A 23,301-nucleotide genomic window follows, 5' to 3' on the forward strand; every position below is an offset into this window, starting at 1 on the left:
TAGTGATGGAATGAGCGGGGGCTCTCCCGCACGCCCGCCATCGGGCGCAAGGACAAGTATGACACGGCTCGTATCGAGGCGCCGTCTGGGCATTTCCCAGGGTGGCTGGCTAGCATCGTCAACGGCCGATTCCCCCGATAGGCCCTGCCGGATTCCGGCCTCCTTCCGTCCCGAGAGGTTCCATGTCGAGCGACGAGTCATCGAACGCCGCTGCCGCCAGCGAGCGGCGTGACGCCGTCCGCGAGAAGGCCCAGCTGGTGCAGGCCCAGCAGTCGCGCGCGCGTCGGATCCGCGGCGCCAGCATCGGCCTGGCGGTGATCGCCCTGGTCGCCGTCGTCGCGATCGTGGTGACCTGGACCATCTCGTCGGCGGCGTCGAAGCCGGTTCTCAGCCCTGACAACGTCAACGACGACGGCTTCGTGGTGACCGGCGTCACGGGTGTGGGGATCGCGACCGAGGATCCCGACACGTCCGGCGACCCCGCCGCCGCGACGCCCACGGCCGAGCCCACGCCCACGCCGACTCCGACGTCGTCGCCCGCGGAGACCCCCGACGTCGAGATCCGCGTCTACGTCGACTATCTGTCGACGGGATCGCGGGACTTCCAGCTGGCCAACGTGCAGCAGCTGTCGAAGTGGGTGAGCGAGGACGCCGCGACGTTGAGCTACTACCCGGTCGCGATGCTCACGTCGAAGTCGAACGGCACCAAGTACTCGCTGCGCGCCGCGAGCGCCGCGGCGTGCGTCGCAACCCACTCGCCGGAGTACTTCTTCGCCTACAACAACACGCTCCTCACACAGCAGCCCGACATCGACTCCGACGGCTACACCGATGCCGAGCTCGCCGACATGGCGATCGCCTCCGGCGCGGAGGGAGCCAAGGTCGTCCGTGCGTGCATCGAGGACCAGGACTTCGCGTCCTGGGCGAAGACGGCCACCGAGCGGGCGCTCGACGGCCTTCCCGGGACCGACGGCATCGCCCTCACCGGCACCCCGATGGTGCTCGTCAACGGCCAGCCGTACGTCGGCGCCCTCGACGACCCCAAGGAGTTCGCGCAGTTCGTGCTGACCGTCGCGAGCGACGCGTACTACGAGCAGACCCCGACGAGCACGCCGACGCCGACGCCGACGCCGACGCCGTAACGCCGACGCCGTAACGTCGACGCCGTCGCCCATCGGTAGACTGGGCGCTCTGCCGACGTGGCGCAATTGGTAGCGCACCCGACTTGTAATCGGGCGGTTACGGGTTCAAGTCCCGTCGTCGGCTCGATGTCTTCGACCCCCGCGCCTCGCTCCGGCGCGCCCCGGAGCGTGCCCGCGTGGGTCGCACTGGCTGTCGCCGCTGCGATCGGCATGATGACGGCGGTCCAGGCCCGCGTGAACGGGCAGCTCGGCATCCGGCTGGACGACGGCTTCGTGGCGGCGGTGGTGTCGTTCGGCTCAGGGCTGCTCATCCTGATCGTGCTGTCGATCGCGCTTCCGACCGGTCGCGCCGGCTTCGCGAGGCTCGCGACGGGCGTGCGCACCGGCGGGATCCCGTGGTGGATGCTCGCGGGTGGCGCGGCCGGTGCGCTCACCGTCGCGACGCAGGGCCTCGCGGTCGGACTCATCGGCGTCTCGCTCTTCACCGTCGGCATCGTCGCGGGGCAGACCGTCAGCGGACTCCTTCTGGATCGCGTCGGCTTCGGCCCGGCCGGCGTCGTGGCGGTGACGGTTCCGCGTCTGGTGGGCGGTGCGCTGGCGCTCGCCGCCGTGGCGCTCGCGCTGGTCGGCGACGGCCTGTCGAGCGTTCCCGCATGGATGCTCGTGCTGCCGTTCTTGGCCGGCATCGCGATCGCGTGGCAGCAGGCCACCAACGGACGCCTGCGTCAGCGGGTCGGCACGCCGTTGACGGCCACCCTCGTCAACTTCATCGGCGGCACTGTCATCCTCGCCGTCGCGGCCGTGGTGCACGTCGCCGCGGCAGGGCCGCCCCGCCCCTTCCCCGCTGAGGCGTGGCTCTACGTCGGCGGCGCGCTCGGCGTGGTGTACATCTTCCTGTCGGCGCTGATCGTTCAGTACACCGGCGTGCTGCTGCTGGGTCTCGGAGCGGTGGTGGGGCAGCTGCTGATGTCGGTCCTGCTCGACGCGCTGTGGCCTGCCCCTGCGAGTCCGGGTGTCGCGCAGGAGATCGCGATGGTGACGGTCGCGCTCGCGTCAGTGGTCGTCGCCGCACTGCCGTGGCGACGACGAGCGAGATGACGCCGCCGCGAGCGCGGACACCGCCGCACTCGCACCGCTGCGCTCGCGCCGACACGGGCACGCTCGGTTCACCCTGCGCCGAGGTGAGGCGTCGCTCAGTCCTCGGCCGGGTCCGGCTTCTGCTTCGTCCCGGAGGTCTGCCTCGGCATCCGTGAGATGAACTTTCGCGCCTCGACGCCCTTGCGTCGCCCGGGACGCGACCGCGACGGCTTCCCGCCCACATAGAGCCACCCCAGCAGCTCTTCGTTCTTGCCCAGACCGTGGGCCTTCGCCACGGCCTTCGACCGGGTGTAGTGCCCGGTGCGCCAGATGACTCCCCACCCGGCCTCGTCGAGCAGGAGGCTCAGCACGTGTGCCACGCCGGACGCAACGGCCTCCTGCTCCCACCGCGGCACCTTGTCGCTCTTCTTGTAGCTGGCCACGACGGCGATCAGCAACGGCGCCCGCAGCGGCTTCGACGACGAACCCTTGTCTCCGTTCGCCTTGTTGATCGCCCGGCCCAGCCGCTCGCGGTCGGCTCCGCGGAGTTCGATGAGCCGCCACGGCGACAGCGACGAGTGATCGGCGACGCGTCCCGCTGCCGAGACGAGCGGGAGGAGCTCGGCGTGAGTAGGCGCCTCGTCGGTCACCTTCGACCACGATCGACGCGCGCGCACCGCCTCGAGGGCCGAGCCGGTGTGCGCCGTGGCCTCGCGCGTCGCGTCGGGCTCGCGCGGAGGCGTCGTGGCAGCCGTCATGCCGCGTCGTCGGGCGTGAAGCTCAACGAGAGGGAGTTCATGCAGTAGCGGTCACCCGTCGGCGTGCCGAACCCGTCGGGGAACACATGGCCGAGATGCGAGCCGCAGTTCGCGCAGCGCACCTCGGTGCGCACCATCCCGTGGCTGCGGTCCTCGATGAGCTCGACCGCCTCGGGTCGCACCGATTCGTAGAAGCTCGGCCAGCCGCAGTGCGAGTCGAACTTCGTGCCGCTCTTGAAGAGCTCGGCGCCGCACGCGGCGCAGGCGTACAGTCCGGCGCGGCTCTCGTCGAGGAGCTCACCGGTCCATGCCCGCTCGGTGCCCGCTTGACGCAGGACCGCGTACTGCTCGGGGGTCAGCTCGGCCCGCCACTGGTCGTCGCTCTTCTCCACGGCGTAAGTCATGCCTCCATTCAACCCCAGTCCGGGCGGACCTGCTCCGCGCAGACCGGGCGTCCACCGCGAGAATGGGGGAGTGGAACCGGATGCCTCGACCGCCGTCGCCGAGCGGTACGCCCGCTTCGCGCGCGACGAAGCGCCGGGTCGCAGCGACCTCTACGCCGACTGGGCTTCGGGTGTGGCATCCGATCCGTCCGTCTCGGCGATCCTCGCGCGCATTCCGCAGACGCACCGTCAGCCGCCCCTCGTGTTCGCCGTGACGAGGATGCTCGGGGCACCGGAGGGTCGGTTCGCCCAGTGGTCGACGTGGCTGGCGTCGCATGCCGACGAGGTCGTCGCCGAGGCATCCCGTCGCCGCCTGCAGACCAACGAGCCGCAGCGGTGCGCCGCGCTCCTCCCGGCGCTGTCGACGATCGCCGGGCCGATCGCGCTCCTCGAGCTCGGTGCGAGCGCGGGGCTGTGCCTGTATCCCGACCGGTACTCGTACCGCTACGCCGGCGGGGAGAACCTCGACCCGGCGGAGGGGACGTCCGCCGTCGTGCTGGAGTGCGCGGCCGCCGGGAATCCGCCGCTGCGGATGCCGCACATCGTGTGGCGTGCGGGCATCGATCTTGCCCCGCTCGACGCCGCCGGCCCCGACGACCGGCGGTTTCTGACTTCTCTCGTCTGGCCCGGCGAGGTGGGGCGCGCCGATCGCATCGAGGCGGCGTGCGACATCGTCGCTGCCGACCCGCCCCTGCTGATCGCCGGCGACGCGTCCGACCCGGCCGTGCTCCGCGCCGCCGCGCGACGCGCTCCCCGTGACGCCACGCTCGTGGTCACGACGCCCGGTGTGCTGCCGCACATCCCGCGCGCCGGTCGCGAGCGCCTCATCGCGGCGCTGCGGAGCATGGACGCGACCTGGGTCACGATCGACCCGCCGGGGCTTCACCGGGCATGGTCGCCGCCCGTCGACCCCGCCACGTGGGGAGGGTTCGTGCTCGGGCGCGACGGCGTACCCCTGGCCGCGGTCGATCCGCTCGGGGCTTTCGTGGAGTGGCGCGCCGATCCGGGACGGATCCCCGATTAGCGTGGGCGCGTGCCCCTCACCGACCGCGACCGCGCCCTTCTCGCCTTCGAGGCCGAGTGGCGCCGCCACGCCGGAGCCAAGGAGGAGGCGATCCGCTCCGAGCTCGACATGTCGCCGGCTCGCTATTACCAGCTCCTCGGTCGCCTGATAGATACCGCCGAGGCGCAGGCGCACGACCCGATGCTGGTCAAGCGTCTCCGACGGATCCGAGACGAGCGGACGCGGCTGCGAGCGGATCGCACCGCCGGGACGCGCTGACATCCCGTTCGGGACCAGCCGCAACGTGCCGGTACCATCGACTGGTGCCGAGAACGACGTACCCGCGGGATCGCTTCGACGACCTCCCGGACGTGGATCGCGTCGGCGCGCACCGGGCCGAGAACCCCCGCATGCGCGGGTGGGTCGTGCTGCTGTGGGCGGCGCTGGCCACGATCATCCTGATCGTCGTCGGCATCTTCGCGACGCTGCTGGTGTCGGGTCGCATCGAGCTCTTCCCGGCGCCCACGCCGACGGCTGCGGCTCCGACCGCCGAGGTGACCCCGGTCGTCGACACCACCTACCAGGTCGTCATCCTGAACGCGACCCCTGAGCAGGGCCTCGCCACTCAGATGAAGGACACGGTCGTCGCCGCGGGCTGGCCCGACGGGTCCGTGCTTCCGAGCGACGCCAGCGCCGACGACTTCCCCGAGACGACGGTGTACTACGTCGCCGCCGAGGACGAAGCGGCGGCTGCCGGGCTCGCGCAGGTCGTCGGCGGTGCCCGCATCGAGCAGAGCGAGGTCTACCAGCCCGCAGACGCCGGGACGAAGCAGCTCACCGTGGTGATCGGACTCGACCGCACCGCGGCGGGCCAGACGCCCGACCCGACTCCCTGAGGCTGTCCGCCGGGTCTGTGTTTCACGCGGGTAAACAGTTCTGTCCCTTCGTGTCAACAAGTCGCCGCCGGGTCGTTTCCGCGTCTTCTCGCGTGCATACGATGAAGCCAGTCGTACCAGCATCAGGAGATTCGCATGACTCAGGGCACCGTCAAGTGGTTCAACGCCGAGAAGGGCTTCGGCTTCATCACCGCCGAAGGGCAGGACGTCTTCGTCCACTACTCCAACATCGACATGTCGGGCTTCCGCGTGCTCGAAGAGGGCCAGACCGTCGAGTTCACCGTGGGGACCGGTCAGAAGGGTCCGCAGGCGGAGTCCGTGCGCGTGGTCTGATCCCGCGCTTCGCGCGTGAGGGAGACGGGATGCCTCGGCATCCCGTTTCTGCGTGTTGCGGCGTCCGCGACACGGCTTGCACTCCCTAGGGGCGAGTGCCAGAATGGATTAGCACTCGGATTCGTTGAGTGCTAATCCATAAGCCCCGTCCTGGGAGGACGAAACACACATGGCAAAGATCATCGCTTTCGATGAGGAGGCCCGCCGTGGCCTCGAGCGCGGCCTGAACATCCTGGCCGACGCCGTCAAGGTGACCCTGGGCCCCCGCGGTCGCAACGTCGTTCTCGAGAAGAAGTGGGGCGCCCCCACGATCACGAACGACGGCGTCTCCATCGCCAAGGAGATCGAGCTCGACGACCCGTACGAGAAGATCGGCGCGGAGCTCGTCAAGGAGGTCGCGAAGAAGACCGACGACGTGGCCGGTGACGGCACGACGACGGCCACGGTCCTCGCTCAGGCGCTCGTGCGCGAGGGCCTGCGCAACGTCGCGGCCGGTGCCGACCCGATCTCGCTCAAGAAGGGCATCGAGAAGGCTGTCGCGGCCATCACCGCCGAGCTCCTCGAGTCGGCCAAGGAGGTCGAGTCCAAGGACCAGATCGCCGCCACGGCGTCGATCTCGGCCGCCGACCCCGAGATCGGCCAGCTCATCGCCGAGGCCATCGACAAGGTGGGCAAGGAGGGCGTGGTCACCGTCGAGGAGTCGCAGACGTTCGGCACCGAGCTCGAGCTCACCGAGGGCATGCGCTTCGACAAGGGCTACATCAACCCGTACTTCGTCACGGACCCGGAGCGCCAGGAGGCCGTCTTCGAGGACCCGTACATCCTCATCGCCAACCAGAAGATCTCGAACATCAAGGACCTTCTGCCCATCGTCGACAAGGTGATCCAGGACGGCAAGGAGCTCGTCATCATCGCCGAGGACGTCGAGGGTGAGGCGCTGGCGACGCTGGTGCTCAACAAGATCCGCGGCATCTTCAAGTCGGTCGCCGTCAAGGCCCCCGGCTTCGGTGACCGTCGCAAGGCTCAGCTGCAGGACATCGCGATCCTCACCGGCGGCCAGGTCGTCACCGAAGAGGTCGGCCTCAAGCTCGAGAACGCCACGCTCGACCTCCTCGGCCGCGCGCGCAAGGTCATCGTCACCAAGGACGAGACCACGATCGTCGAGGGTGCCGGCGACGGTGCTCAGATCGAGGGCCGCGTGACCCAGATCCGTCGCGAGATCGACAACACCGACAGCGACTACGACCGCGAGAAGCTGCAGGAGCGTCTCGCCAAGCTCGCCGGCGGCGTGGCCGTCATCAAGGCGGGTGCGGCGACCGAGGTCGAGCTCAAGGAGCGCAAGCACCGCATCGAGGACGCCGTCCGCAACGCGAAGGCCGCCGTCGAAGAGGGCATCGTCCCCGGTGGTGGAGTCGCCCTCATCCAGTCCGGCAAGAAGGCGCTCGACGCCCTCGAGCTGTCGGGCGACGAGGCGACCGGTGCCAACATCGTGCGTGTCGCGATCGAGGCTCCGCTCAAGCAGATCGCCCTCAACGCCGGTCTCGAGCCGGGCGTCGTCGCGAACAAGGTCTCGGAGCTCCCCGCGGGCCACGGCCTCAACGCCGCGACGGGTGAGTACGGCGACCTGTTCGCGCAGGGAATCATCGACCCCGCCAAGGTGACCCGTTCGGCGCTGCAGAACGCCGCGTCGATCGCCGGCCTCTTCCTCACGACCGAGGCCGTCGTCGCCGACAAGCCCGAGAAGGTCGCGGCTCCTGCCGGCGACCCGACGGGTGGCATGGACTTCTGATCCAGAAGCCTCCCCGCGCGTAAGCGATCACACGAAGGGCCCCTCCTCCGGGAGGGGCCCTTCGTCGCCTCTGCGCGCGTTCAGCGGAACAGGCTGGTCGTGGCGAGCTCGGCCTCCGCGTACTGCCGGCCGGCGGCGGCCAGGGCCACACTGATCCCCGCGAGCGAATCCTCCACCTGGCGCTGGGTGGCACGCCACTGGTCGGTGACCGAGTGGAACGCGAGTGCCGCAGAGCCGGTCCAGGTTCCCTGCAGCTGCGTCAGCTGCGCCATCATCGCGTTGGATTCGGCCTGCAGGCGGTCGATCGTGTTGCGGACGGCCGCCGTGGCGGCCATGACGGCGTCGCTGTCGACGGAGAAGACGGCCATTGTTCATCCCTTCCCGGGCACGACCAGATGTGATGCCCACTGGTCCCGACGCTAGGCGTCGTGCCGAGCTCGAGCGGGTGCGCCCGTGCGGGCGGTGGAGACGGCGGGTCGGCGCGTCCCTGGGGAGGAACCCCGGCCGACGGAGGGGGCGGCTGCGGGACTCAGTCGTCAGCGAGTTCCAGGCGTTCGAGCGGCTGTGTCTCGATGTGCAGATGCTCTGCGGCATCCCGAGCCTCGGCGAGCGGAAAGGAGACGCGGAACGTCGCCCCGCCGCCGGGGGTGTCACGAACACCCACCGATCCGTGGAGCGCCTCGACGATGGAGGCCACGATCGACAGTCCAAGGCCCGACCCGCCGGTCTCGCGGGTGCGCGAGGTGTCGGCGCGCCAGAACCGCTGAAAGATCTTGTCCTTGATCTGATCGGGGACGCCCTCCCCGTGGTCGACGACTTCGACCCAGCCCAGGAGAGCGGTCGCGTCGACACCCACGCGGAGCTCGATGGGGGAGTCGTCGGCCGTGAAGCGACGCGCGTTGCCGATGAGGTTCGCGACCACCTGGCGAATCCGGTTCTCGTCCCCGAGCACGACGGGCACCGACTGCTCACCCGGGGCGGTCCCGTCTCCCGTCGGCGCCGACGGCGTCAGGTCGCGCACACCGGCGGCGCTCGTGGCGGGCACGGGCTTCGGCCGCCGCCGCAGAAGGGACAGCGTGGCCCCGGCGCGCGTGAGCGGCGTCGTGGGCGGACGCCGCTTCTCGTCGGGTTGGTCTCGCGCGGGCGGCAGGTTCCGCGTCGGCAGCTCGTCGGCCGTGGTGTCGATCACCGTGATCGGGCGCATGGGTGCGGACGCGCGAAGGTCGAGGGCCGCGTCCCGCGCGATCGGACGCAGGTCGACGGGCGTGATCACGACGTCCCGGCGCTCGTCCAGGCGCGCGAGGGCGAGAAGATCCTCGACGAGCACGCCCATGCGGATCGCCTCCTTCTCGATCCGGTCCATCGACTGGGCGATGTCCTCATCGCCACGGATGGCGCCCATCCGATACAGCTCGGCGTAGCCGCGCACCGTCACGAGCGGTGTGCGCAGCTCGTGGCTCGCGTCGCCGACGAACCGGCGCATCTGCCGCACGGTCGAGTCGCGCTGCGACAGCGCCGCATCCACGCGGTCGAGCATCGCGTTGATGGCGGTCTTGAGACGGCCGACCTCGGTGGTGGTCGGCTCGATGTCGGTCATGCGCTGACTGAAGTCGCCGGCGGCGATCGCCATGGCCGTGGCCTCGACGCCGCCGAGGCTGCGGAACGTCAGCGTGACCAGCCAGCGCGTGAGGAAAGCGCTGGCGATCAGGATGATCATGGCGAGGAGGCTGTAGATGCCGATGTACTGCGCGACGACCTGATTCGTGGGGGCGAGCGGCAGGGCGACGAGCTGCGTGTAGTTGTCGCGGACCCCCGGGATCTCGAGCAGGTCGACGCTGGCGTGATAGGGCGAGCCGCCCGCAGAGTTCGGCAGCGGGAAAGGCGAGATGCCGGTCGTGACGGTGTCCTCGACGGTGATGGTCTCGGGATAGACCGGTGCCGGCGCTCCGCCCCCGCCGGCGCTCGCTTCGAGAGTCCCGTCGGGGTTGTACACGGCGACGAAGTACGACGTCGGCGCCGCGCCCCGCTGTTTGACGAAGAACGGCTTGCCGTCGGAGACCGTGATCTCGAAGAGCGGGCTGGTGACGTCGGTGCGCACGAGCTGCATGAGCTGCTCGTCGACGCTGCTGGTGAGCGTGTTGCGGAGGAAGATCGCGGTGCCGAATCCCGCGGCGATGAGGCCGACGGCGAGCAGGATCACCGTGACCCCGGTGACCTTCGCGCGCAGGCTCGTCCCGCGCCACCACCGGGTGATCGCGTCCGTCTTCTGCGCCAGGACGAGCCCTTTCGATCGTGCCGCGGGTTACGCGGTCTTGCCCGCCTTCAGCATGTAGCCGAAGCCGCGCTTGGTCTGGATGAGCGGCTCCGACGAGTGCGGGTCGATCTTGCGGCGGAGGTAGGAGATGTAGCTCTCGACGATTCCGGCGTCGCCGTTGAAGTCGTACTCCCACACGTGGTCGAGGATCTGCGCTTTGGACAGCACGCGGTTCGGGTTGAGCATCAGGTAGCGCAGGAGCTTGAACTCCGTGGGGCTGAGGTCGATCGAGACGTCGCCCACCTGGACGTCGTGGGTGTCCTGATCCATCGTGAGCTCGCCGGCCCGGATGACCGACTCCTCGTCGGCCTGCATCGTCCGGCGGAGGATCGCCTGAATGCGCGCGACGATCTCGTCGAGGCTGAACGGCTTGGTGACGTAGTCGTCGCCGCCGGCGTTGAGGCCGGTGATCTTGTCCTCGGTCTCGTCCTTGGCGGTGAGGAACAGGATCGGCGCGGTGTATCCCGCGCCGCGGAGCCGCTTGGTGACGCTGAACCCGTTCATGTCGGGGAGCATCACGTCGAGGATGATGAGGTCGGGCTCCTCCTCAAGCACCGCGGAGATCGTCTGGGCGCCGTTGGAGACGGCCCTCACCTGGAAACCCGCGAATCGGAGGCTCGTGATGAGCAGGTCGCGGATGTTCGGCTCGTCGTCCACAACGAGGATGCGCGGTGCGGTCATGCCCTCATTATGTCGACGGATGCGATGCGGTGCCTGGAAATCACCCGGAGAGGCGGATATGCCGCGGCTCGGCGGGTTCACGCCGACAGGCAGCCCCGGACGGCCACGGCGACGCTCTCGCGCACCGGCGCATCGGGATCGACGCTGAGCCGGTGCAGGATGATGCCGTCGCCGAAGGCCATGAAGGCGGGCAGTGCGGTGTCCGGATGCCTCGCGCCGAGCTGCACGAGCAGCGACCGGGTGAAGGCCGCCATCCCCTGACGCTGCGTGTGCAGGGGCGCGAACAGCTCGGGATCGGAGCCGGCCTCGAGGAAGAGCGCGTAGCGCGCGCGTGTGCGCACCGCGAATCTTCCCGTGAGCAGCTCGATCGCATCGGTGAACATGTCGACGAACCCGTCGAGGTCGTCGAACGGCTGGGAGAGCGCGTCGCTGAGGTCGCGCGTCTCCTGCTCGGCGATCCATGCCGCAAGACCGGCGACCAGCGCCGCCCGGGTCCGGAAGTGGTTCGAGGTCGAACCGCGCGGGAGTCCGGCCTGCGCGTCGATGCGCGCATGGGTGAGGGCGCGAATCCCCTGTGTGCCGACGAGCTCGACGGCGCCTTCGAGTGCGCGTTCCCGTGTGGTTCCCATGCTGTCAGCGTAGCAAGATCACTACGTTCATAGTGACAGGTTACTATGAACGTAGTATCATTCTGGTCATGGACGCCTCAGACCGTCGTTCCTCCTCCCCCGACGAGACCCACGCCGCGTCGTTGCTGCCGTCCGACCTCCCGTCGGCGCCCGGCTTCCGCCATCAGTTCATCGATACTCCTGGTCTGCGCACGCACGTCGCCACCGCCGGAGACGGCGAGCCGGTCGTGATGCTCCACGGGCTGCCTCAGCACTGGTGGCAGTGGCGCACGATCGGCGTCGAGCTCAGCCGCCGCTACCAGGTGCTCTGTCCGGATCTGAGAGGGTTCGGCTGGACGAGGGCGGAGTCGCCCGGCATGGGGCGTCTCACCCAGATGGACGACCTGATCGCGGTCCTGGACGCTCTCAGGCTGGACCGCGTCCGCATCGTCGCGCACGACATGGGCGCGCTCACGGCGGCGCACCTCGCGTACGCCGCACCGGAGCGCCTGCGCGCCGTGGCCGTCCTCGCGGTACCGCCACCGTTCATGCCCTTCAGCGTCGCGATGCTGCCCGCACTGCGCCATATCCCGCCGCTGCTGTTCCACCGCCGCGGGCGGTCCATCGCCCACGTCTTCGATCCGCCGTATGTCGTGACTCCGCTGGCGGAGGAGACGATCGCGACGTACCTGGCCCCGATGAAGCGATCCGACATCGACGCGGCCATCAACGAGGTGTACCGATGGCTCGTGTTCTCCGAGATGCCTCGTATGACGGGCGGTGTCTACCGACGGCAGCGCCTGACGGTGCCCAGCCTGTACGCCTTCGGATCGGAGGACCGGCCTCTCAACGCGGAGTTCGTCCGCTCGCAGTGCGGCGACGTCAGTCGTTTCGCCGACCACCTCGAGATCGCGGACGTTCCCGACGCAGCCCATTTCATGACCGACGACAATCCCGGAGCGATTCAGGAGCTGCTGCTCGACTTCTTCGCTCGCGTGAAGTGAGCAGGCGATGCGCGCCGCCGTTCGTCAGGCGGCGATGCCGTCGGCGTCCAGGATCGTGTAGGCGTAGCCCTGCTCCGCCAGGAACCGCTGACGGTTCTGGGCGAAGTCCTGGTCGACGGTGTCGCGTGCGATGAGCGTATAGAAGCTCGCCGTGTGGCCCGACTCCTTGGGCCGCAGCAGGCGTCCGAGGCGCTGGGCCTCCTCCTGGCGCGAGCCGAACGACCCCGAGACCTGGATGGCGACGGATGCCTCGGGCAGGTCGATCGAGAAGTTCGCGACCTTCGACACCACGAGCACCGAGATCTCACCGACCCGGAACGCCTGGTACAGCTGCTCCCGCTCGTCGACGGGCGTCGCACCGGTGATCTTCGGTGCGTCGAGCGCCTCGGCGAGGATGTCGATCTGGTCGAGGTATTGCCCGATCACGAGGATCTGCTCGCCGGCGTGGCGCTCGACGAGACGGCGCACGACGCCGATCTTCGCCGGCGCCGTCGCCGCCAGGCGATAGCGGTCCTCGTCGGCCGCTGCGGCGTACTCGAGCCGGTCGCCGGCGGGAAGGTCGACGCGCACCTCGTAGCAGATGGCGGGGGAGATGAATCCCTGCGCCTCGATCTCCTTCCACGGGGCGTCGAAGCGCTTGGGGCCGATCAGGCTGAAGACGTCGCCCTCACGACCGTCTTCGCGCACGAGCGTCGCCGTGAGTCCCAGGCGCCGCCGGGCCTGAAGGTCGGCGGTCAGCTTGAAGACGGGCGCGGGGAGCAGGTGCACCTCGTCGTAGACGATGAGTCCCCAGTCGAGCGCGTCGAGCAGCGCGAGATGGGCGTACTGGCCTTTCCGCTTGGCGGTGAGGATCTGGTACGTCGCGATCGTGACCGGCTTGATCTCCTTGGACTGACCGGAGTACTCGCCGATCTCCTCAGCAGTGAGGGACGTGCGCTTGAGCAGCTCGTCGCGCCACTGGCGCGCGCTGACGGTGTTCGTCACGAGGATGAGCGTGGTGGTCTTCGTCGCCGCCATCGCGCCTGCCCCCACGAGCGTCTTGCCCGCACCGCAGGGGAGCACGACCACGCCGGATCCGCCGTCGCTGAAGATGTCGACCGCCTGGCGCTGATAGGGGCGGAGGTTCCACCCGTTCTCTGCGAGGTCGATCGGATGGGGCGTCCCCGGCGTATAGCCGGCCAGATCTTCGGCGGGCCAGCCGATCTTGAGGAGCTCCTGCTTGATGTGGCCCCGAGCCCACGCGTCGACCACGAACGTGTCGGGGGAGGGGTGGCCGATGAGGAGTGGTTGGATGCGCTTGTTCCTCGAGACCTCGGCGAGGACCGCGGCATCCGTCGACCGCAGGACCAGCTCGCCGTCGTCGTTGCGCTCGATCACGAGTCGTCCGTAGCGGCCGACGGTCTCGGCGATGTCGATCGAGACCGACGGCGGCACGGGGAAGCGCGACCACCGGTCGAGTGTCGCCAGCATGTCGTCGGCGTCGTGGCCGGCCGCGCGTGCGTTCCACAGGCCCAGCCGCGTGATGCGGTACGTGTGGATGTGCTCGGGGGCGCGCTCCAGCTCGGCGAAGATCGCGAGCTCGTGGCGAGCGCTCTCGGCGTCGGGGTGGGCGACCTCGAGCAGCACGGTGCGATCGCTCTGGACGATGAGGGGGCCGTCAGCCATAACGTGCCAGTCTACGTGAGTGACGGCGGGTCGACGCCGGACGGCGCGGGAATCGGCGACGCGCCCGAGGGGGGAGTGCGGCCGCGCCCCCGAACCGCGAGCGACTCGGCGGCCGCTCAGCTCGCGAATGCTCAGGCGGGGCGGACGCTGACGATGCTCGATACCGGCAGGGTGCGCTCGATATCGGCGGCGCGGTCACGACCTCGCAGACGGCCGCCGCCGAGTCCGGATGCCTCGAGCGTGAGGGTGCGCTCTGCGCCGTCCGGCATCCGCACCACGACCACGATCTCGCTGCGTGCGCGCACGGCCTGTTCGAGCTCGCGGCCGAGCCAGCCCTCTTCGCCCTCGGTGTCGTGGCCGCTGCGGAGGACGCCCAGCAGCCGTTCATACGTCTGGGTGGGGCTCGGGAGGGTCTCCGGGGTGGCGGCGCCGGCCCGTCGTCGCAGAAGCTCCGGCATCCCCTGCTCGTCGACGGCCACCACGGGATAGCGGGCATCGGCGAGCGCCCAGTAGACGGCGTCGCGCGGCACGCGGGACATCAGCCGTCCGTCTTCGTGGAGCAGCCCGAGGTGGCGCAGCGACTGATCGACGGCGATCGTGTCGCGCAGCGAGCGGTCGGCGGTCTCGATCCTCGTCCGGCCGGACTCGGCGATGATGCCTACCTGGACGAGCCCATGGCGGGCGGCGGTGCTCTCGATGAGGTATTCGAGAGGCTGCGGCACGCCCGTGAGAGACAGGCCCGTCAGGAACTCGCGGATCGACGGGGCCGTCTCGCCCTCGGTGAGGCCGGCGGCGAGCGACTCCGCGGTGAACCGGTACGTGGACGCCTGCGCACGGGACTCACGCACAGCGATGCCGCGCAGGCGAAGGTCGAGCGCCGGCGCAAGAGGCCCCGGCGCGATCGCGGTGAGATCGGCCTGGAGGTAGACCCGGTCGATCTCGGCCGGCAGGTGCGCCGCGAGGCCGGAGGGATCGGCCGCGGTGCCCGTGCGCAGGCCGCTCGTCCAGGCGTACTCGGTGCCGTCGGGGGCGATCAGCCCCCATTGCACGCCGAGGCGGAGCATCCGTTCGAGTCGACCCGGCCATTCCGGATCGAGCGGATACTCGCTCGCCCAGGTCGACGGGTCGGTGAAACCGCCGTCCTCGGTGCGCAGCCCGGGCGGCAGCGCCGAGCGGAAGCCCTCCGCGATCGCCGCCCACCGCTGCGGGGTGGGGGACTCGAGCCAGGCCTCGCCGGCAGGGGTCACGATCCACTGACGCTCGGCAGGCATCGCGAGCCCTGCCGCGGCCGCGGCGACCAGCAGGTCCTCGAGGTCGTCGTCCTCGCGGATCGCGCGAGCCTCGATGAGGCGCTTGCGCTCGGCGGCGCTGACGGAACCCGACCCGGTCCGAGGGAACGGGGAGTGCAGGCAGGCCAGCAGCACATCGGCCAGAGATCCGGCGATCGTGAAGGCGCGCTCCGCGGCCTCGGCGGCGGCCCGGTCCGACGCCGGCGTGCGCGAGGGCGCGTCGAGGCCGCGCGCGAACGCCTCAGGGCGCGACGCGGCCAACGCGGCGACGCGCTCGGCGACGACGCCGTAGGGGCGGCCGTCGACTCCTACGAGGGCGAGGGAACTCAGCCAGGGCAGCTCGCCCGCATCGCCCGACGCGAGAGCGGCGAGGGCGTGGCGCGGAAGCTTCGAGAGTGCGCGGTCGACGGATGCCGCGTCCAGCAGCGCCTCGGACGCATCGAACAGGTCGTGCCAGGGCGCGGACGGCGAGATCCCGCGCGCGGCGAGCGTCGTGGCCAGCGCGGCGTCGTCGCGACCGGCAAGCCAGGTCGCGAGTGCGCGCTCGTCGGAGACCACTCAGCCCCCTCGGTTGGCCCGAGCCCTCCGCACGAAGCTCATGATGAGCACGGCCAGCATCAGCGCGAAAGCCACGATGGGGGCGATGTACAGCAGAGCGCCCAGCACGGGCCAGATGCCGGCGGACATGTCGGCGTCGGACGCCGACGCGATCATGATCGCGAAGAAGCTGATGATGGACAGCACGAGCAGCCCCAGCGACATGAAGGCCAGGATGCGGTCGATCCGTCGGACGGGGACGTCCTCGCCGGGCGTGTTCGTGCTCATCCGCTTCAGCCTAGCGGCTGGCGCGGTTGCCGTAGGCTGGGGGGAGGGATCGGACGATCCCCGTTTCCGTCATGCCCGCCGCTGCGCGGCTCCCTACACAGCGAGGTCTCCATGCCCACCGGCAAGGTCAGGTTCTACGACGAGGAGAAGGGGTTCGGCTTCATCACGACCGATGAGGGCCAGGACGTCTTCCTGCACGCCACGGCCCTGCCCGCCGGCACACCGGCACCCAAGGCCGGTACGCGTCTGGAGTTCGGTGTCGCCGACGGCAAGCGCGGCCTGCAGGCGCTCTCGGTGCGTGTGCTCGAGGCTCCCGTCAGCCTCGCCAAGCGGTCGCGCAAGCCCGCAGACGACATGGCGATCATCATCGAAGACCTCGTGAAGCTGCTCGACGGCATCGGCGGCGACCTTCGCCGTGGCCGTTACCCCTCGGGCGGCCACGCGCAGAAGGTGGCCGCAGTGCTGCGCAAGGTGGCGGATGAACTCGACGCCTGATCCCGCCGACGCTCCCGTCGAGCCGGAGATCGAGTCCCCCGCCGAGGTGGACGGGTCAGTCGACGCGCCGACCGAGCAGGACTCGGCGACGAATGACTCCACCCCCGAGGCGGACACGGAGACGGATGCCCCGACTCCCGAACCCGCGCCCGTGATGCCGGTCGAGACCGTCGTGCCGGTCGAGCCCGACCCCTCGCTCTTCGAGGCGCACGACCTGGCGCTCGCCGCACTCCGTGAGATCACGCCGGCTGCGACGATCGGCGACGCTGCGGGCTACCGTGTCGAGCCGGACGGCGTCGTGTCGCTGCGATTCGCCAACCGGCTGGCCGGATACCCCGGGTGGTTCTGGACCGTCAGTCTCGCGCGCGTCCCCGACGCCGAGCCCACCGTGCTCGAGGTCGAGCTGCTGCCGGGCGAAGACGCCCTGCTCGCGCCCGACTGGGTGCCGTGGGCGGAGCGTCTCGCGGAGTATCAGGCCGCGCAGGCAGCGCTCGCCGAGGCATCCGTCTCCGAGGGCGGCGACGAGGAGGATCTCGACGATGTCGACGACCTCGATGCCGCCGACTTCGACGATGACGGGTCACCCATCCTGCACGCCGGCGACGTCGACGGGGTCGACATCGACGAGCTCGATGACTCGGACGTTGATGAGGATTCGGACGAGGACGACTCGGACGAGGATGACGACGACTCGGACGACGATGACGAGGACGAGGACGACTCGGACGAGGATGACTCCGACGACGACTCGGACGACTCCGATGACGATGACTCCGACGACGATGACTCCGACGACGATGACTCCGACGACGATGACTCCGACGACGATGACTCCGACGACGACGACTCGGAGGAGTCCGAGGGCGACGACGCGGAGGAGTGACTCGCCGCGCCGCCGCCCCGGGATTTCACGGGGTGAGAACCGCGGCCGTCGCCCATTCGACCGCCGGGTCCGCCGTGCCGGCCGACACCGTGAACCGCCCGGCGAGGAGCGCCTCGTCGCGTGACGACGGCCCGACCAGCAGCTCGAACTCCCCGGGCTCGACGACCCGGACCCCGTCGGCATCCACGATCGTGCAGTCGGCGACCGCGATCTCGAGGGCGACGATCGCCTCGGCGCCCGGCGCGATGTCCACGACGGTGAATGCCTTCAGTTCCTTGTCGGCCCAGCTGACCGATGTGACGGTGTCGCGAATGTACGCCTGGACGACCTCGCGGGCGGGACGGTCGCCGGTGTTGCGCACGGCGACGGTCGCGCGGACCGTATCGCCGGCCTTCAGAGCGGACTCCTCGATCCGCAGGTCCGAGTACTCGACGGTCGTGTAGGACAGGCCCTCTCCGAACGCGTGCGCCGGGCTCTGCGTGAGGTCGGCATAGCGCGACCCGTGCTGCCCGCGGAGCTGGTTGTAGTACGTCGGCTGCTGGCCGACGTGGCGCGCGAACGAGATCGGCAGCCGGCCCGAAGGCTCGATGTGCCCGAGCAGCAGCTCGGCGATCGCGCGGCCGCCCTCCATCCCCGGGTTCGCGGTCCACACGAGGGCCGCAGCCTCCGTCACCGACGGCGGCAGAACGAGCGGCTTCGAAGCGAGCAGCACCACGATGAGGGGCGTGCCGGTCGCCGCCAGCGCCTCGAGGAGCGCCTGCTGCCCGCCGAGAAGCTCGAGGGTCGCCGTCGACCGCCCCTCGCCCACGAGCTCGACGCGGTCGCCCACCACGGCGACGACGTAGTCGGCCTCCTCGGCGGCCGAGACCGCCTCGGCGATGAGGGCGGCGTCGGGCGCGACCGGCACGACGATCTGGGGCCGGGGCTGCCCGTCGGGGAAGTATGCGCCTTCCGGGTCCTCTTCGAGCGTGAGGATGTCGGCGCCCCGGGCGTGCGTGATCTGCCATCCCGCCGGGGCATGCGCGCGCAGCCCGTCGAGCACGGTCGTGATGAGGGAGCGCGGCTGACCGTCCGGCAGCCAGTCGACTTGGCCCGAGGAGCCTGCCCAGTCGCCGAGCTGCGTCTGCGCGTCGTCGGCGAGGGGGCCGACCACCGCGACGCGGCGGGCCTCTCCGGCGCCGGCGAGGGGGAGCGTGCCGTCGTTCTGCAGCAGCACCAGCGAGCGCCGGGCGGTCTCGAGGTTGAGCGCGACGTGCTCGGGGCTGCCGATCACCGTCTCGATGCGCTGAGCGTCGGGCAGGCGCGGGTTCTCGAACAGTCCGAACTCGAACTTGAGGCGCAGGATGCGCGACACCGCGCGATCCAGGTCGCTCTCGGCCATGAGCCCCTTCTCGATCGCCTCCCGCGCGCCGTCGAAGAATCCGGGCGTGGTCATGACCATGTCGTTGCCGGCCTTCACGGCGGCCGCGGCGGCGTGGGCGTAGTCGGGCTGCACCTTCTGCTCCCAGACCATGCGACCGACGTTGTCCCAGTCGGTGATGAGCGTGCCGGTGTATCCCCACTCGCCGCGCAGCACATCGTTGAGCAGCCAGTCGTTCACCGTGATCGGCACGCCGTCGGTGGTCTGATAGCCGAGCATGAACGTGCGGCATCCTTCGCGTGCCACTCGCTCGAAGGGCGGCAGGAACCACGAACGCAGCTTGCGGCGCGAGATGTCGGCTTCGCTGGCATCCCGGCCGCCCTGCGTCTCCGAGTACCCGGCGAAGTGCTTCGCCGTCGCCAGGATCGCGTCGGGATCGTCCAGACCGCCCCCCTGGTAACCGCGCACCATCGCCGAGGCGAGCTCGCCGATCAGGTAGGGATCCTCGCCGAACGTCTCGTCCACCCGGCCCCAGCGCAGGTCGCGCGCGATGCACAGCACGGGGGAGAAGGTCCAGTGGATGCCGGTGGCCGACACTTCGGCGGCGGTCGCCCGGGCGACCCTCTCGATGAGGGCCGCGTCCCACGTCGCCGCCATGCCGAGCTGCGTCGGGAACACCGTGCCGCCCTCCCAGAACGCGTGACCGTGGATGCAGTCCTCTGCGACGAGCAGCGGGATGCGCAGGCGCGTCTGCTGCGTCAGGTCTCGGGCACGCAGCACACGAGCAGGCGACGCATGCAGGATCGATCCGGCGTGCATGCGCAGGACCTGATCGTCGAGGTCCTCACGGGCGTCGAGCTGCAGCATCTGCCCGACCTTCTCCTCGAGGGTCATGCGGCCCAGCAGGTCGGCGATCCGTGCCTCGACCGGAAGCTGGCGGTCGAGGTAGGCGTCGTTGGTCACAGATTCTCCTGTCGGGATGTCTCGGCCGCCGTGCGGACGACCGTGACGGTGTCGTTGACGTTCATGCCCTTCTTCTTGAGGGCGCGGGCTCGTTCCCCGGCGGATCGGAGCCGCGGGTTGACGTACTCGTCGATGCCGAAGTTGATCAGCGAGAGAGCCACGCCGACCGCGGCGATGCACAGACCTGGAGGCAGGAACCACCACCACTGGCCCTGCCGGAAGGCCCCCTGCGCGCTCGCCCAGTTGAGGATCGTGCCCCAGTTGTAGGTGGTCACCGGGATGATGCCGATGTACGACAGCGTGGTGAGGCCGATGATCGCAGCGGTCACCGTGCCCACGAAGCTCGCCGCGATGAGCGCCATGAGGTTCGGCAGCATCTCGACGGTGATGATGCGGCGAAGCGGCTCGCCGTTGGCCTTCGCGGCCTGCACGAAGTCGCGGCTGCGCAGCGACATGGTCTGCGCGCGCAGCACACGGGCGCCCCAGGCCCAGCCGATGAGGCCCAGCACTCCCGCGATGAGGATGAGCGGCGGGTCCTCGAACATCGAGGCGACGATGATGATGAGCGGGATGCCGGGGATGACGAGGAACACGTTGGTGAGCGCTGAGAGTCCCTCGCTCCTCCACCCGCGGAGATAGCCCGACATCACGCCGACGACCACCGCGAGGACGGTGGCGATGATCGCGGCGAGGAAGCCGACCACGATCACGCCGCGCGTGCCGTGGATGACCTGGCTCAGCACGTCTTCGCCGATGTGGGTCGTCCCCAGCCAGTGGGCGGCGGACGGCGGCTGGAAGCGCGCCGTGTTGTCGACCTTGGTGGGTGAGTACGGGGCGAGGACGTCGGCGAAGACCGCGACGAGCACGAAGAACCCGAGGATCGACAGGCCGGCGATCGACTTCCCGTTGCGGAACATCGCGAACGCGGACCCCAGCCTCGATGCGAAGCTCGGCTTCTTCGGCGCGGGGCTGCCCGAGGACGCGGGACGGCGGACGGTGGCGGTGGCCGGGGTGTTCGCCGAGCGCTTAGCCACGGTGTCGGTGATGGTCGTGTCCATGCTCAGGCCTCCGTCTGGCGTGTGCGCGGGTCGAGGAATGCGTAGGCGACGTCGGCGAGCAGGTTCGCCAGGAGCACCGAGACGGTGAGCACGAGGAACACTCCCTGCATGAGGGCGTAGTCCTTCGCGTTCGTCGCATCGAGCAGCAGCTTGCCGACGCCGGGGTAGCTGAAGACCATCTCCATCACGATCGTCCCGCCGACGATGAAGCCGAGCGCGAGTGCGAAGCTCTGGATCTGCGGGAGCACCGCGTTGCGAGCGGCGTAACGCCAGAGCACCCGGTTGTTCGGCAGTCCCTTCGCCTGCGCGACCGTGACGTAGTCCTCGTCGAGGACGGTCAGCATCATGTTGCGCATGCCGAGCATCCAGCCGCCGAGCGAGGCGATGATGATGGTCGCCGCGGGGAGGAAGCCGTGGTGGAGGACGTCGCCGATGAACTCCCCTGACCACTCCGGCGTCACCCCGACGCCATACGCCTTGCCGATGGGGAACCAGCCGAGCGCCACCGAGAAGACCGAGATCGCCACGAGCCCGAGCCAGAAGTAGGGGATGGTGCTGAGGAAGGTCGTGAGGGGGATGAGCGCATCGAGTCTGCTGCCGCGTCGCCAGCCGACGATCGCGCCGCCGATGGTGCCGATCGCGAAGGCGATGAGGGTCGCGAACCCGACCAGCCCCACCGTCCACACCAGCGATTGGCCGACCACTTCGGTGACCGGGCGCATGCCGTGCAGGAGCGAGATGCCGAGGTCGCCGCGCAGGAGCAGGCCCCAGTAGTCGAGGTACTGCTGCCAGAGGGAGGTGTCGGTGTCGAGCCCGAGCAGCGCCCGCAGCGCCTCGGCGGCCTCGGGCGTGACGTTCCGATTGCGTGCCAGGTAGGCGGTGACCGCGTCGCCCTTCATCAGCCGAGGCAGGAAGAAGTTGATCGTGATCGCCGCCCACAGCGTGAACAGATAGAACAGGGCGCGATTGCCGAGGAAGCGCCAGGGGACGCGCACGCGTCCTCTGGCGGCGCCCGCCGCCGTCGTACCCGCCTCGACCGCGTCGAACTCGGGGGCGGGGAGCTGGGGGGCGACGGCGCTCATTCCTGACCTCCGAGGGTGCCTGCTGCGTGGGTGAAGAAGCGGTCCGGGTCCGGGGATGCCGCGCGAAGTTCCTGGGTGTACGCGTTCTGGGGCCGCAGGATCACGTCGTCGGCTGGGCCGTGCTCGACGATCCGGCCCTGATTGAGCACGAGGATCTCGTCGCTGAAGTGGCGCGCGGTTGCGAGGTCGTGTGTGATGTAGAGCACGCCCAGCCCCTCCTCGCGCTGCAGGTCGGCGAGGAGATTCAGCACTCCGAGGCGGATCGACACGTCGAGCATCGAGACGGGCTCGTCGGCGATGAGCAGCTTGGGGCGGGATGCCAGGGCGCGCGCGATCGCGACGCGCTGGCGCTGACCGCCCGAGAGCTCATGCGGACGGCGGTCGATCACGGCGTCGGCATCGAGGCGGACCCGGCCGAGCAGGCGGCGGGCCTCGTCATCGAGCTGGTCCTTCGGGACGACGCCGTCGAGCTGGAGCGGCCGCTCGATGGCGTAGCGGATCGAGTGATAGGGGTTGAGCGATGCGAACGGGTCCTGGAACACCATGCGCAGCTGCTGGCGATACGCGCGCAGGCCCTTGCCGCGACGGGGGATCGGCTCACCGTCGAGGCGCACTTCGCCGCTCGTGGGCGACTCGAGCTGCGTGAGGATCTTCGCGATCGTCGACTTGCCGCTGCCGGACTGGCCGACGAGGCCGATCGTCTGGCCCGACCGAAGCGTGAAGCTCACATCGTCGAGGGCCCTGAACTGGCCGGCGCCGCGCACGGAGTAGACCTTCGTGACGGCGTCGAACTCGAGGACGGTCATCGGCGGACCACCCCCCTTTCTCCGGTGAGTCGTGGGAACGAGGCGAGCAGCGTGCGCGTGTACTCGTCCTGAGGGTCGGTCCAGATGCGCTCCGCCGAGTCGAGCTCGATGATCTCGCCCTCGCGCATGATCGCGATGCGGTCGCTGATCTCGAGGAGCAGCGGGAGGTCGTGCGTGATGAAGATCACCGAGAACCCGAACTCGTGCCGCAGGTGCGAGACCTGGCGGAGGATCTCCCGCTGGACGAGCACGTCGAGGGCGGTGGTCGGCTCGTCCATGACCATGAGCTGCGGGCGCAGCGCGAGCGCCATCGCGATCATCACGCGCTGGCGCATGCCGCCTGACAGCTCGTGCGGGTACGAGCGGTAGCGCTGCGCGCCGACCTTGACGATCTCGAGCAGCTCGATGACCGCCGCGCGTCGCTGCGCGCGGGAGAAGGCGGGGCGGTGGACCTCGAAGACGTCCTCCAGCTGAGAGCCGATCGTGGCAACGGGGTTGAGCGAGTTCATCGCACCCTGGAACACCATCGAGATCTTGTCCCAGCGGAATCGGCGCATCTCCTCGGGCTCGAGGGCGTTGATGTCGATGTCCTCGCCCTTCGCGTCGTGGAAGACGACCGAGCCGCTCGTGATCACCGCCGGGGGCTTGAGGAGGCGCTGGACGCCATAGGCGAGTGTGGTCTTGCCGCACCCGCTCTCCCCGGCCAGACCGAGGATCTCACCGCGCTGGAGCTCGAGCGTGACGTTCCTGACGGCCCGCACGGGGGGATCGACGTCGTAGACGATCGAGAAGTCGTGGACGGAGAGCAGCGGATCTCTCATCGTGGG

Annotated in this window: 24 protein-coding genes and 1 tRNA gene; 11 read left to right on the forward strand and 14 right to left on the reverse strand. The window is 69.8% G+C overall.

Annotated elements, in window-relative coordinates:
* Positions 1 to 182: 182 nt before the first annotated feature.
* From HF323_RS02965 to HF323_RS02975, 3 genes are all read left to right on the forward strand, one after another.
* Positions 183 to 1,142, forward strand: a complete 960-nt coding sequence (locus HF323_RS02965) for a thioredoxin domain-containing protein (protein WP_169581053.1) — start codon at positions 183 to 185, stop codon at positions 1,140 to 1,142.
* A gap of 51 nt (positions 1,143 to 1,193) precedes the next feature.
* Positions 1,194 to 1,266 (forward strand) — tRNA-Thr (locus HF323_RS02970).
* Positions 1,267 to 1,268: 2 nt separating this feature from the next.
* Positions 1,269 to 2,240, forward strand: coding sequence for a DMT family transporter (locus tag HF323_RS02975; protein WP_169581054.1), 972 nt, complete (start codon positions 1,269 to 1,271; stop codon positions 2,238 to 2,240).
* Between the two features lie 95 nt (positions 2,241 to 2,335).
* On the opposite strand, the gene HF323_RS02980 is transcribed toward HF323_RS02975, so the two are convergent.
* Complete coding sequence (locus HF323_RS02980) at positions 2,336 to 2,896, reverse strand: nitroreductase family protein (RefSeq protein WP_317450994.1); 561 nt, start codon at positions 2,894 to 2,896, stop codon at positions 2,336 to 2,338.
* Between the two features lie 77 nt (positions 2,897 to 2,973).
* On the reverse strand, positions 2,974 to 3,381 hold the full coding sequence (gene msrB, locus HF323_RS02985) for a peptide-methionine (R)-S-oxide reductase MsrB (RefSeq protein WP_169581056.1): 408 nt from the start codon (positions 3,379 to 3,381) through the stop codon (positions 2,974 to 2,976).
* Positions 3,382 to 3,451: 70 nt separating this feature from the next.
* Between msrB and HF323_RS02990 the strand changes: the two genes are divergently transcribed.
* From HF323_RS02990 to groL, 5 genes are all read left to right on the forward strand, one after another.
* The gene (locus HF323_RS02990; RefSeq protein WP_317450973.1) at positions 3,452 to 4,444 is read left to right on the forward strand and encodes a DUF2332 domain-containing protein; all 993 of its coding nucleotides are present in this window, start codon (positions 3,452 to 3,454) and stop codon (positions 4,442 to 4,444) included.
* A gap of 9 nt (positions 4,445 to 4,453) precedes the next feature.
* Positions 4,454 to 4,702 (forward strand): DUF3263 domain-containing protein, encoded by a 249-nt coding sequence (locus HF323_RS02995; protein WP_169581058.1) that lies wholly within the window; start codon positions 4,454 to 4,456, stop codon positions 4,700 to 4,702.
* A gap of 44 nt (positions 4,703 to 4,746) precedes the next feature.
* Positions 4,747 to 5,319, forward strand: coding sequence for a LytR C-terminal domain-containing protein (locus HF323_RS03000; protein WP_169581059.1), 573 nt, complete (start codon positions 4,747 to 4,749; stop codon positions 5,317 to 5,319).
* Positions 5,320 to 5,454: 135 nt separating this feature from the next.
* Positions 5,455 to 5,652 carry a cold-shock protein gene (locus tag HF323_RS03005; protein WP_127476195.1) on the forward strand — a complete coding sequence of 66 codons (198 nt, stop codon included), beginning with the start codon at positions 5,455 to 5,457 and terminating at the stop codon, positions 5,650 to 5,652.
* A gap of 169 nt (positions 5,653 to 5,821) precedes the next feature.
* Positions 5,822 to 7,441, forward strand: a complete 1,620-nt coding sequence (gene groL / locus HF323_RS03010; RefSeq protein ID WP_169581060.1) for a chaperonin GroEL — start codon at positions 5,822 to 5,824, stop codon at positions 7,439 to 7,441.
* 80 nt (positions 7,442 to 7,521) lie between these two features.
* On the opposite strand, the gene HF323_RS03015 is transcribed toward groL, so the two are convergent.
* The 4 genes from HF323_RS03015 to HF323_RS03030 form a co-directional block, all read right to left on the reverse strand.
* On the reverse strand, positions 7,522 to 7,809 hold the full coding sequence (locus HF323_RS03015) for a WXG100 family type VII secretion target (protein ID WP_169581061.1): 288 nt from the start codon (positions 7,807 to 7,809) through the stop codon (positions 7,522 to 7,524).
* Positions 7,810 to 7,970: 161 nt separating this feature from the next.
* Positions 7,971 to 9,548 carry a HAMP domain-containing sensor histidine kinase gene (locus HF323_RS03020; RefSeq protein WP_223169180.1) on the reverse strand — a complete coding sequence of 526 codons (1,578 nt, stop codon included), beginning with the start codon at positions 9,546 to 9,548 and terminating at the stop codon, positions 7,971 to 7,973.
* Between the two features lie 195 nt (positions 9,549 to 9,743).
* Entirely contained in the window at positions 9,744 to 10,436 is a 693-nt protein-coding gene (locus HF323_RS03025) for a response regulator transcription factor (RefSeq protein WP_106816784.1), read from the reverse strand.
* A gap of 77 nt (positions 10,437 to 10,513) precedes the next feature.
* On the reverse strand, positions 10,514 to 11,065 hold the full coding sequence (locus HF323_RS03030; protein ID WP_169581062.1) for a TetR family transcriptional regulator: 552 nt from the start codon (positions 11,063 to 11,065) through the stop codon (positions 10,514 to 10,516).
* Between the two features lie 68 nt (positions 11,066 to 11,133).
* Between HF323_RS03030 and HF323_RS03035 the strand changes: the two genes are divergently transcribed.
* Positions 11,134 to 12,048: an alpha/beta hydrolase gene (locus HF323_RS03035; RefSeq protein ID WP_169581063.1), complete on the forward strand. Its 915-nt coding sequence runs from the start codon at positions 11,134 to 11,136 to the stop codon at positions 12,046 to 12,048.
* 24 nt (positions 12,049 to 12,072) lie between these two features.
* On the opposite strand, the gene HF323_RS03040 is transcribed toward HF323_RS03035, so the two are convergent.
* From HF323_RS03040 to HF323_RS03050, 3 genes are all read right to left on the reverse strand, one after another.
* Positions 12,073 to 13,713 carry a DNA repair helicase XPB gene (locus HF323_RS03040; RefSeq protein ID WP_169581064.1) on the reverse strand — a complete coding sequence of 547 codons (1,641 nt, stop codon included), beginning with the start codon at positions 13,711 to 13,713 and terminating at the stop codon, positions 12,073 to 12,075.
* A 131-nt stretch (positions 13,714 to 13,844) separates the two neighbouring features.
* Positions 13,845 to 15,560: a helicase-associated domain-containing protein gene (locus tag HF323_RS03045; RefSeq protein ID WP_169581065.1), complete on the reverse strand. Its 1,716-nt coding sequence runs from the start codon at positions 15,558 to 15,560 to the stop codon at positions 13,845 to 13,847.
* Complete coding sequence (locus HF323_RS03050) at positions 15,561 to 15,827, reverse strand: multidrug ABC transporter ATPase (protein WP_169581066.1); 267 nt, start codon at positions 15,825 to 15,827, stop codon at positions 15,561 to 15,563.
* Between the two features lie 111 nt (positions 15,828 to 15,938).
* Between HF323_RS03050 and HF323_RS03055 the strand changes: the two genes are divergently transcribed.
* Complete coding sequence (locus HF323_RS03055; RefSeq protein WP_169581067.1) at positions 15,939 to 16,322, forward strand: cold shock domain-containing protein; 384 nt, start codon at positions 15,939 to 15,941, stop codon at positions 16,320 to 16,322.
* Positions 16,306 to 17,205 carry a DUF3027 domain-containing protein gene (locus tag HF323_RS03060; protein ID WP_223169126.1) on the forward strand — a complete coding sequence of 300 codons (900 nt, stop codon included), beginning with the start codon at positions 16,306 to 16,308 and terminating at the stop codon, positions 17,203 to 17,205. Before HF323_RS03055 ends, HF323_RS03060 begins: the two co-directional genes overlap by 17 nt.
* A 25-nt stretch (positions 17,206 to 17,230) precedes the next feature.
* Here HF323_RS03060 and HF323_RS03065 read toward each other — a convergent pair whose 3' ends face one another.
* From HF323_RS03065 to HF323_RS03085, 5 genes are read right to left on the reverse strand one after another with little or no spacing between them, the layout of a single operon-like run.
* The gene (locus tag HF323_RS03065; RefSeq protein WP_317450974.1) at positions 17,231 to 19,528 is read right to left on the reverse strand and encodes a glycoside hydrolase family 3 N-terminal domain-containing protein; all 2,298 of its coding nucleotides are present in this window, start codon (positions 19,526 to 19,528) and stop codon (positions 17,231 to 17,233) included.
* Entirely contained in the window at positions 19,525 to 20,586 is a 1,062-nt protein-coding gene (locus HF323_RS03070) for an ABC transporter permease (RefSeq protein WP_169581068.1), read from the reverse strand. Before HF323_RS03070 ends, HF323_RS03065 begins: the two co-directional genes overlap by 4 nt.
* A 2-nt stretch (positions 20,587 to 20,588) precedes the next feature.
* Positions 20,589 to 21,668 carry an ABC transporter permease gene (locus HF323_RS03075; RefSeq protein ID WP_169581069.1) on the reverse strand — a complete coding sequence of 360 codons (1,080 nt, stop codon included), beginning with the start codon at positions 21,666 to 21,668 and terminating at the stop codon, positions 20,589 to 20,591.
* The gene (locus HF323_RS03080; protein WP_169581070.1) at positions 21,665 to 22,474 is read right to left on the reverse strand and encodes an ATP-binding cassette domain-containing protein; all 810 of its coding nucleotides are present in this window, start codon (positions 22,472 to 22,474) and stop codon (positions 21,665 to 21,667) included. Before HF323_RS03080 ends, HF323_RS03075 begins: the two co-directional genes overlap by 4 nt.
* On the reverse strand, positions 22,471 to 23,295 hold the full coding sequence (locus HF323_RS03085) for an ABC transporter ATP-binding protein (protein ID WP_169581071.1): 825 nt from the start codon (positions 23,293 to 23,295) through the stop codon (positions 22,471 to 22,473). The genes HF323_RS03080 and HF323_RS03085 overlap by 4 nt, the downstream gene beginning before the upstream one ends.
* Between the last annotated feature and the right edge of the window lie 6 nt (positions 23,296 to 23,301).

It is taken from the genome of Microbacterium sp. MF43, from assembly GCF_012847295.1.
GTDB lineage: Bacteria > Actinomycetota > Actinomycetes > Actinomycetales > Microbacteriaceae > Microbacterium.

Bases quoted from the DNA above. Each gene is read 5' to 3' on its own strand.
- HF323_RS02965 (WP_169581053.1), top strand. From the start codon at position 183: ATGTCGAGCGACGAGTCATCGAACGCCGCTGCCGCCAGCGAGCGGCGT.
- HF323_RS02975 (WP_169581054.1), top strand. From the start codon at position 1,269: ATGTCTTCGACCCCCGCGCCTCGCTCCGGCGCGCCCCGGAGCGTGCCC.
- msrB (WP_169581056.1), bottom strand. From the start codon at position 3,381: ATGACTTACGCCGTGGAGAAGAGCGACGACCAGTGGCGGGCCGAGCTG.
- HF323_RS03005 (WP_127476195.1), top strand. From the start codon at position 5,455: ATGACTCAGGGCACCGTCAAGTGGTTCAACGCCGAGAAGGGCTTCGGC.
- groL (WP_169581060.1), top strand. From the start codon at position 5,822: ATGGCAAAGATCATCGCTTTCGATGAGGAGGCCCGCCGTGGCCTCGAG.
- HF323_RS03015 (WP_169581061.1), bottom strand. From the start codon at position 7,809: ATGGCCGTCTTCTCCGTCGACAGCGACGCCGTCATGGCCGCCACGGCG.
- HF323_RS03020 (WP_223169180.1), bottom strand. From the start codon at position 9,548: ATGCAGCTCGTGCGCACCGACGTCACCAGCCCGCTCTTCGAGATCACG.
- HF323_RS03025 (WP_106816784.1), bottom strand. From the start codon at position 10,436: ATGACCGCACCGCGCATCCTCGTTGTGGACGACGAGCCGAACATCCGC.
- HF323_RS03030 (WP_169581062.1), bottom strand. From the start codon at position 11,065: ATGGGAACCACACGGGAACGCGCACTCGAAGGCGCCGTCGAGCTCGTC.
- HF323_RS03035 (WP_169581063.1), top strand. From the start codon at position 11,134: ATGGACGCCTCAGACCGTCGTTCCTCCTCCCCCGACGAGACCCACGCC.
- HF323_RS03040 (WP_169581064.1), bottom strand. From the start codon at position 13,713: ATGGCTGACGGCCCCCTCATCGTCCAGAGCGATCGCACCGTGCTGCTC.
- HF323_RS03050 (WP_169581066.1), bottom strand. From the start codon at position 15,827: ATGAGCACGAACACGCCCGGCGAGGACGTCCCCGTCCGACGGATCGAC.
- HF323_RS03055 (WP_169581067.1), top strand. From the start codon at position 15,939: ATGCCCACCGGCAAGGTCAGGTTCTACGACGAGGAGAAGGGGTTCGGC.
- HF323_RS03060 (WP_223169126.1), top strand. From the start codon at position 16,306: ATGAACTCGACGCCTGATCCCGCCGACGCTCCCGTCGAGCCGGAGATC.
- HF323_RS03070 (WP_169581068.1), bottom strand. From the start codon at position 20,586: ATGGACACGACCATCACCGACACCGTGGCTAAGCGCTCGGCGAACACC.
- HF323_RS03075 (WP_169581069.1), bottom strand. From the start codon at position 21,668: ATGAGCGCCGTCGCCCCCCAGCTCCCCGCCCCCGAGTTCGACGCGGTC.
- HF323_RS03080 (WP_169581070.1), bottom strand. From the start codon at position 22,474: ATGACCGTCCTCGAGTTCGACGCCGTCACGAAGGTCTACTCCGTGCGC.
- HF323_RS03085 (WP_169581071.1), bottom strand. From the start codon at position 23,295: ATGAGAGATCCGCTGCTCTCCGTCCACGACTTCTCGATCGTCTACGAC.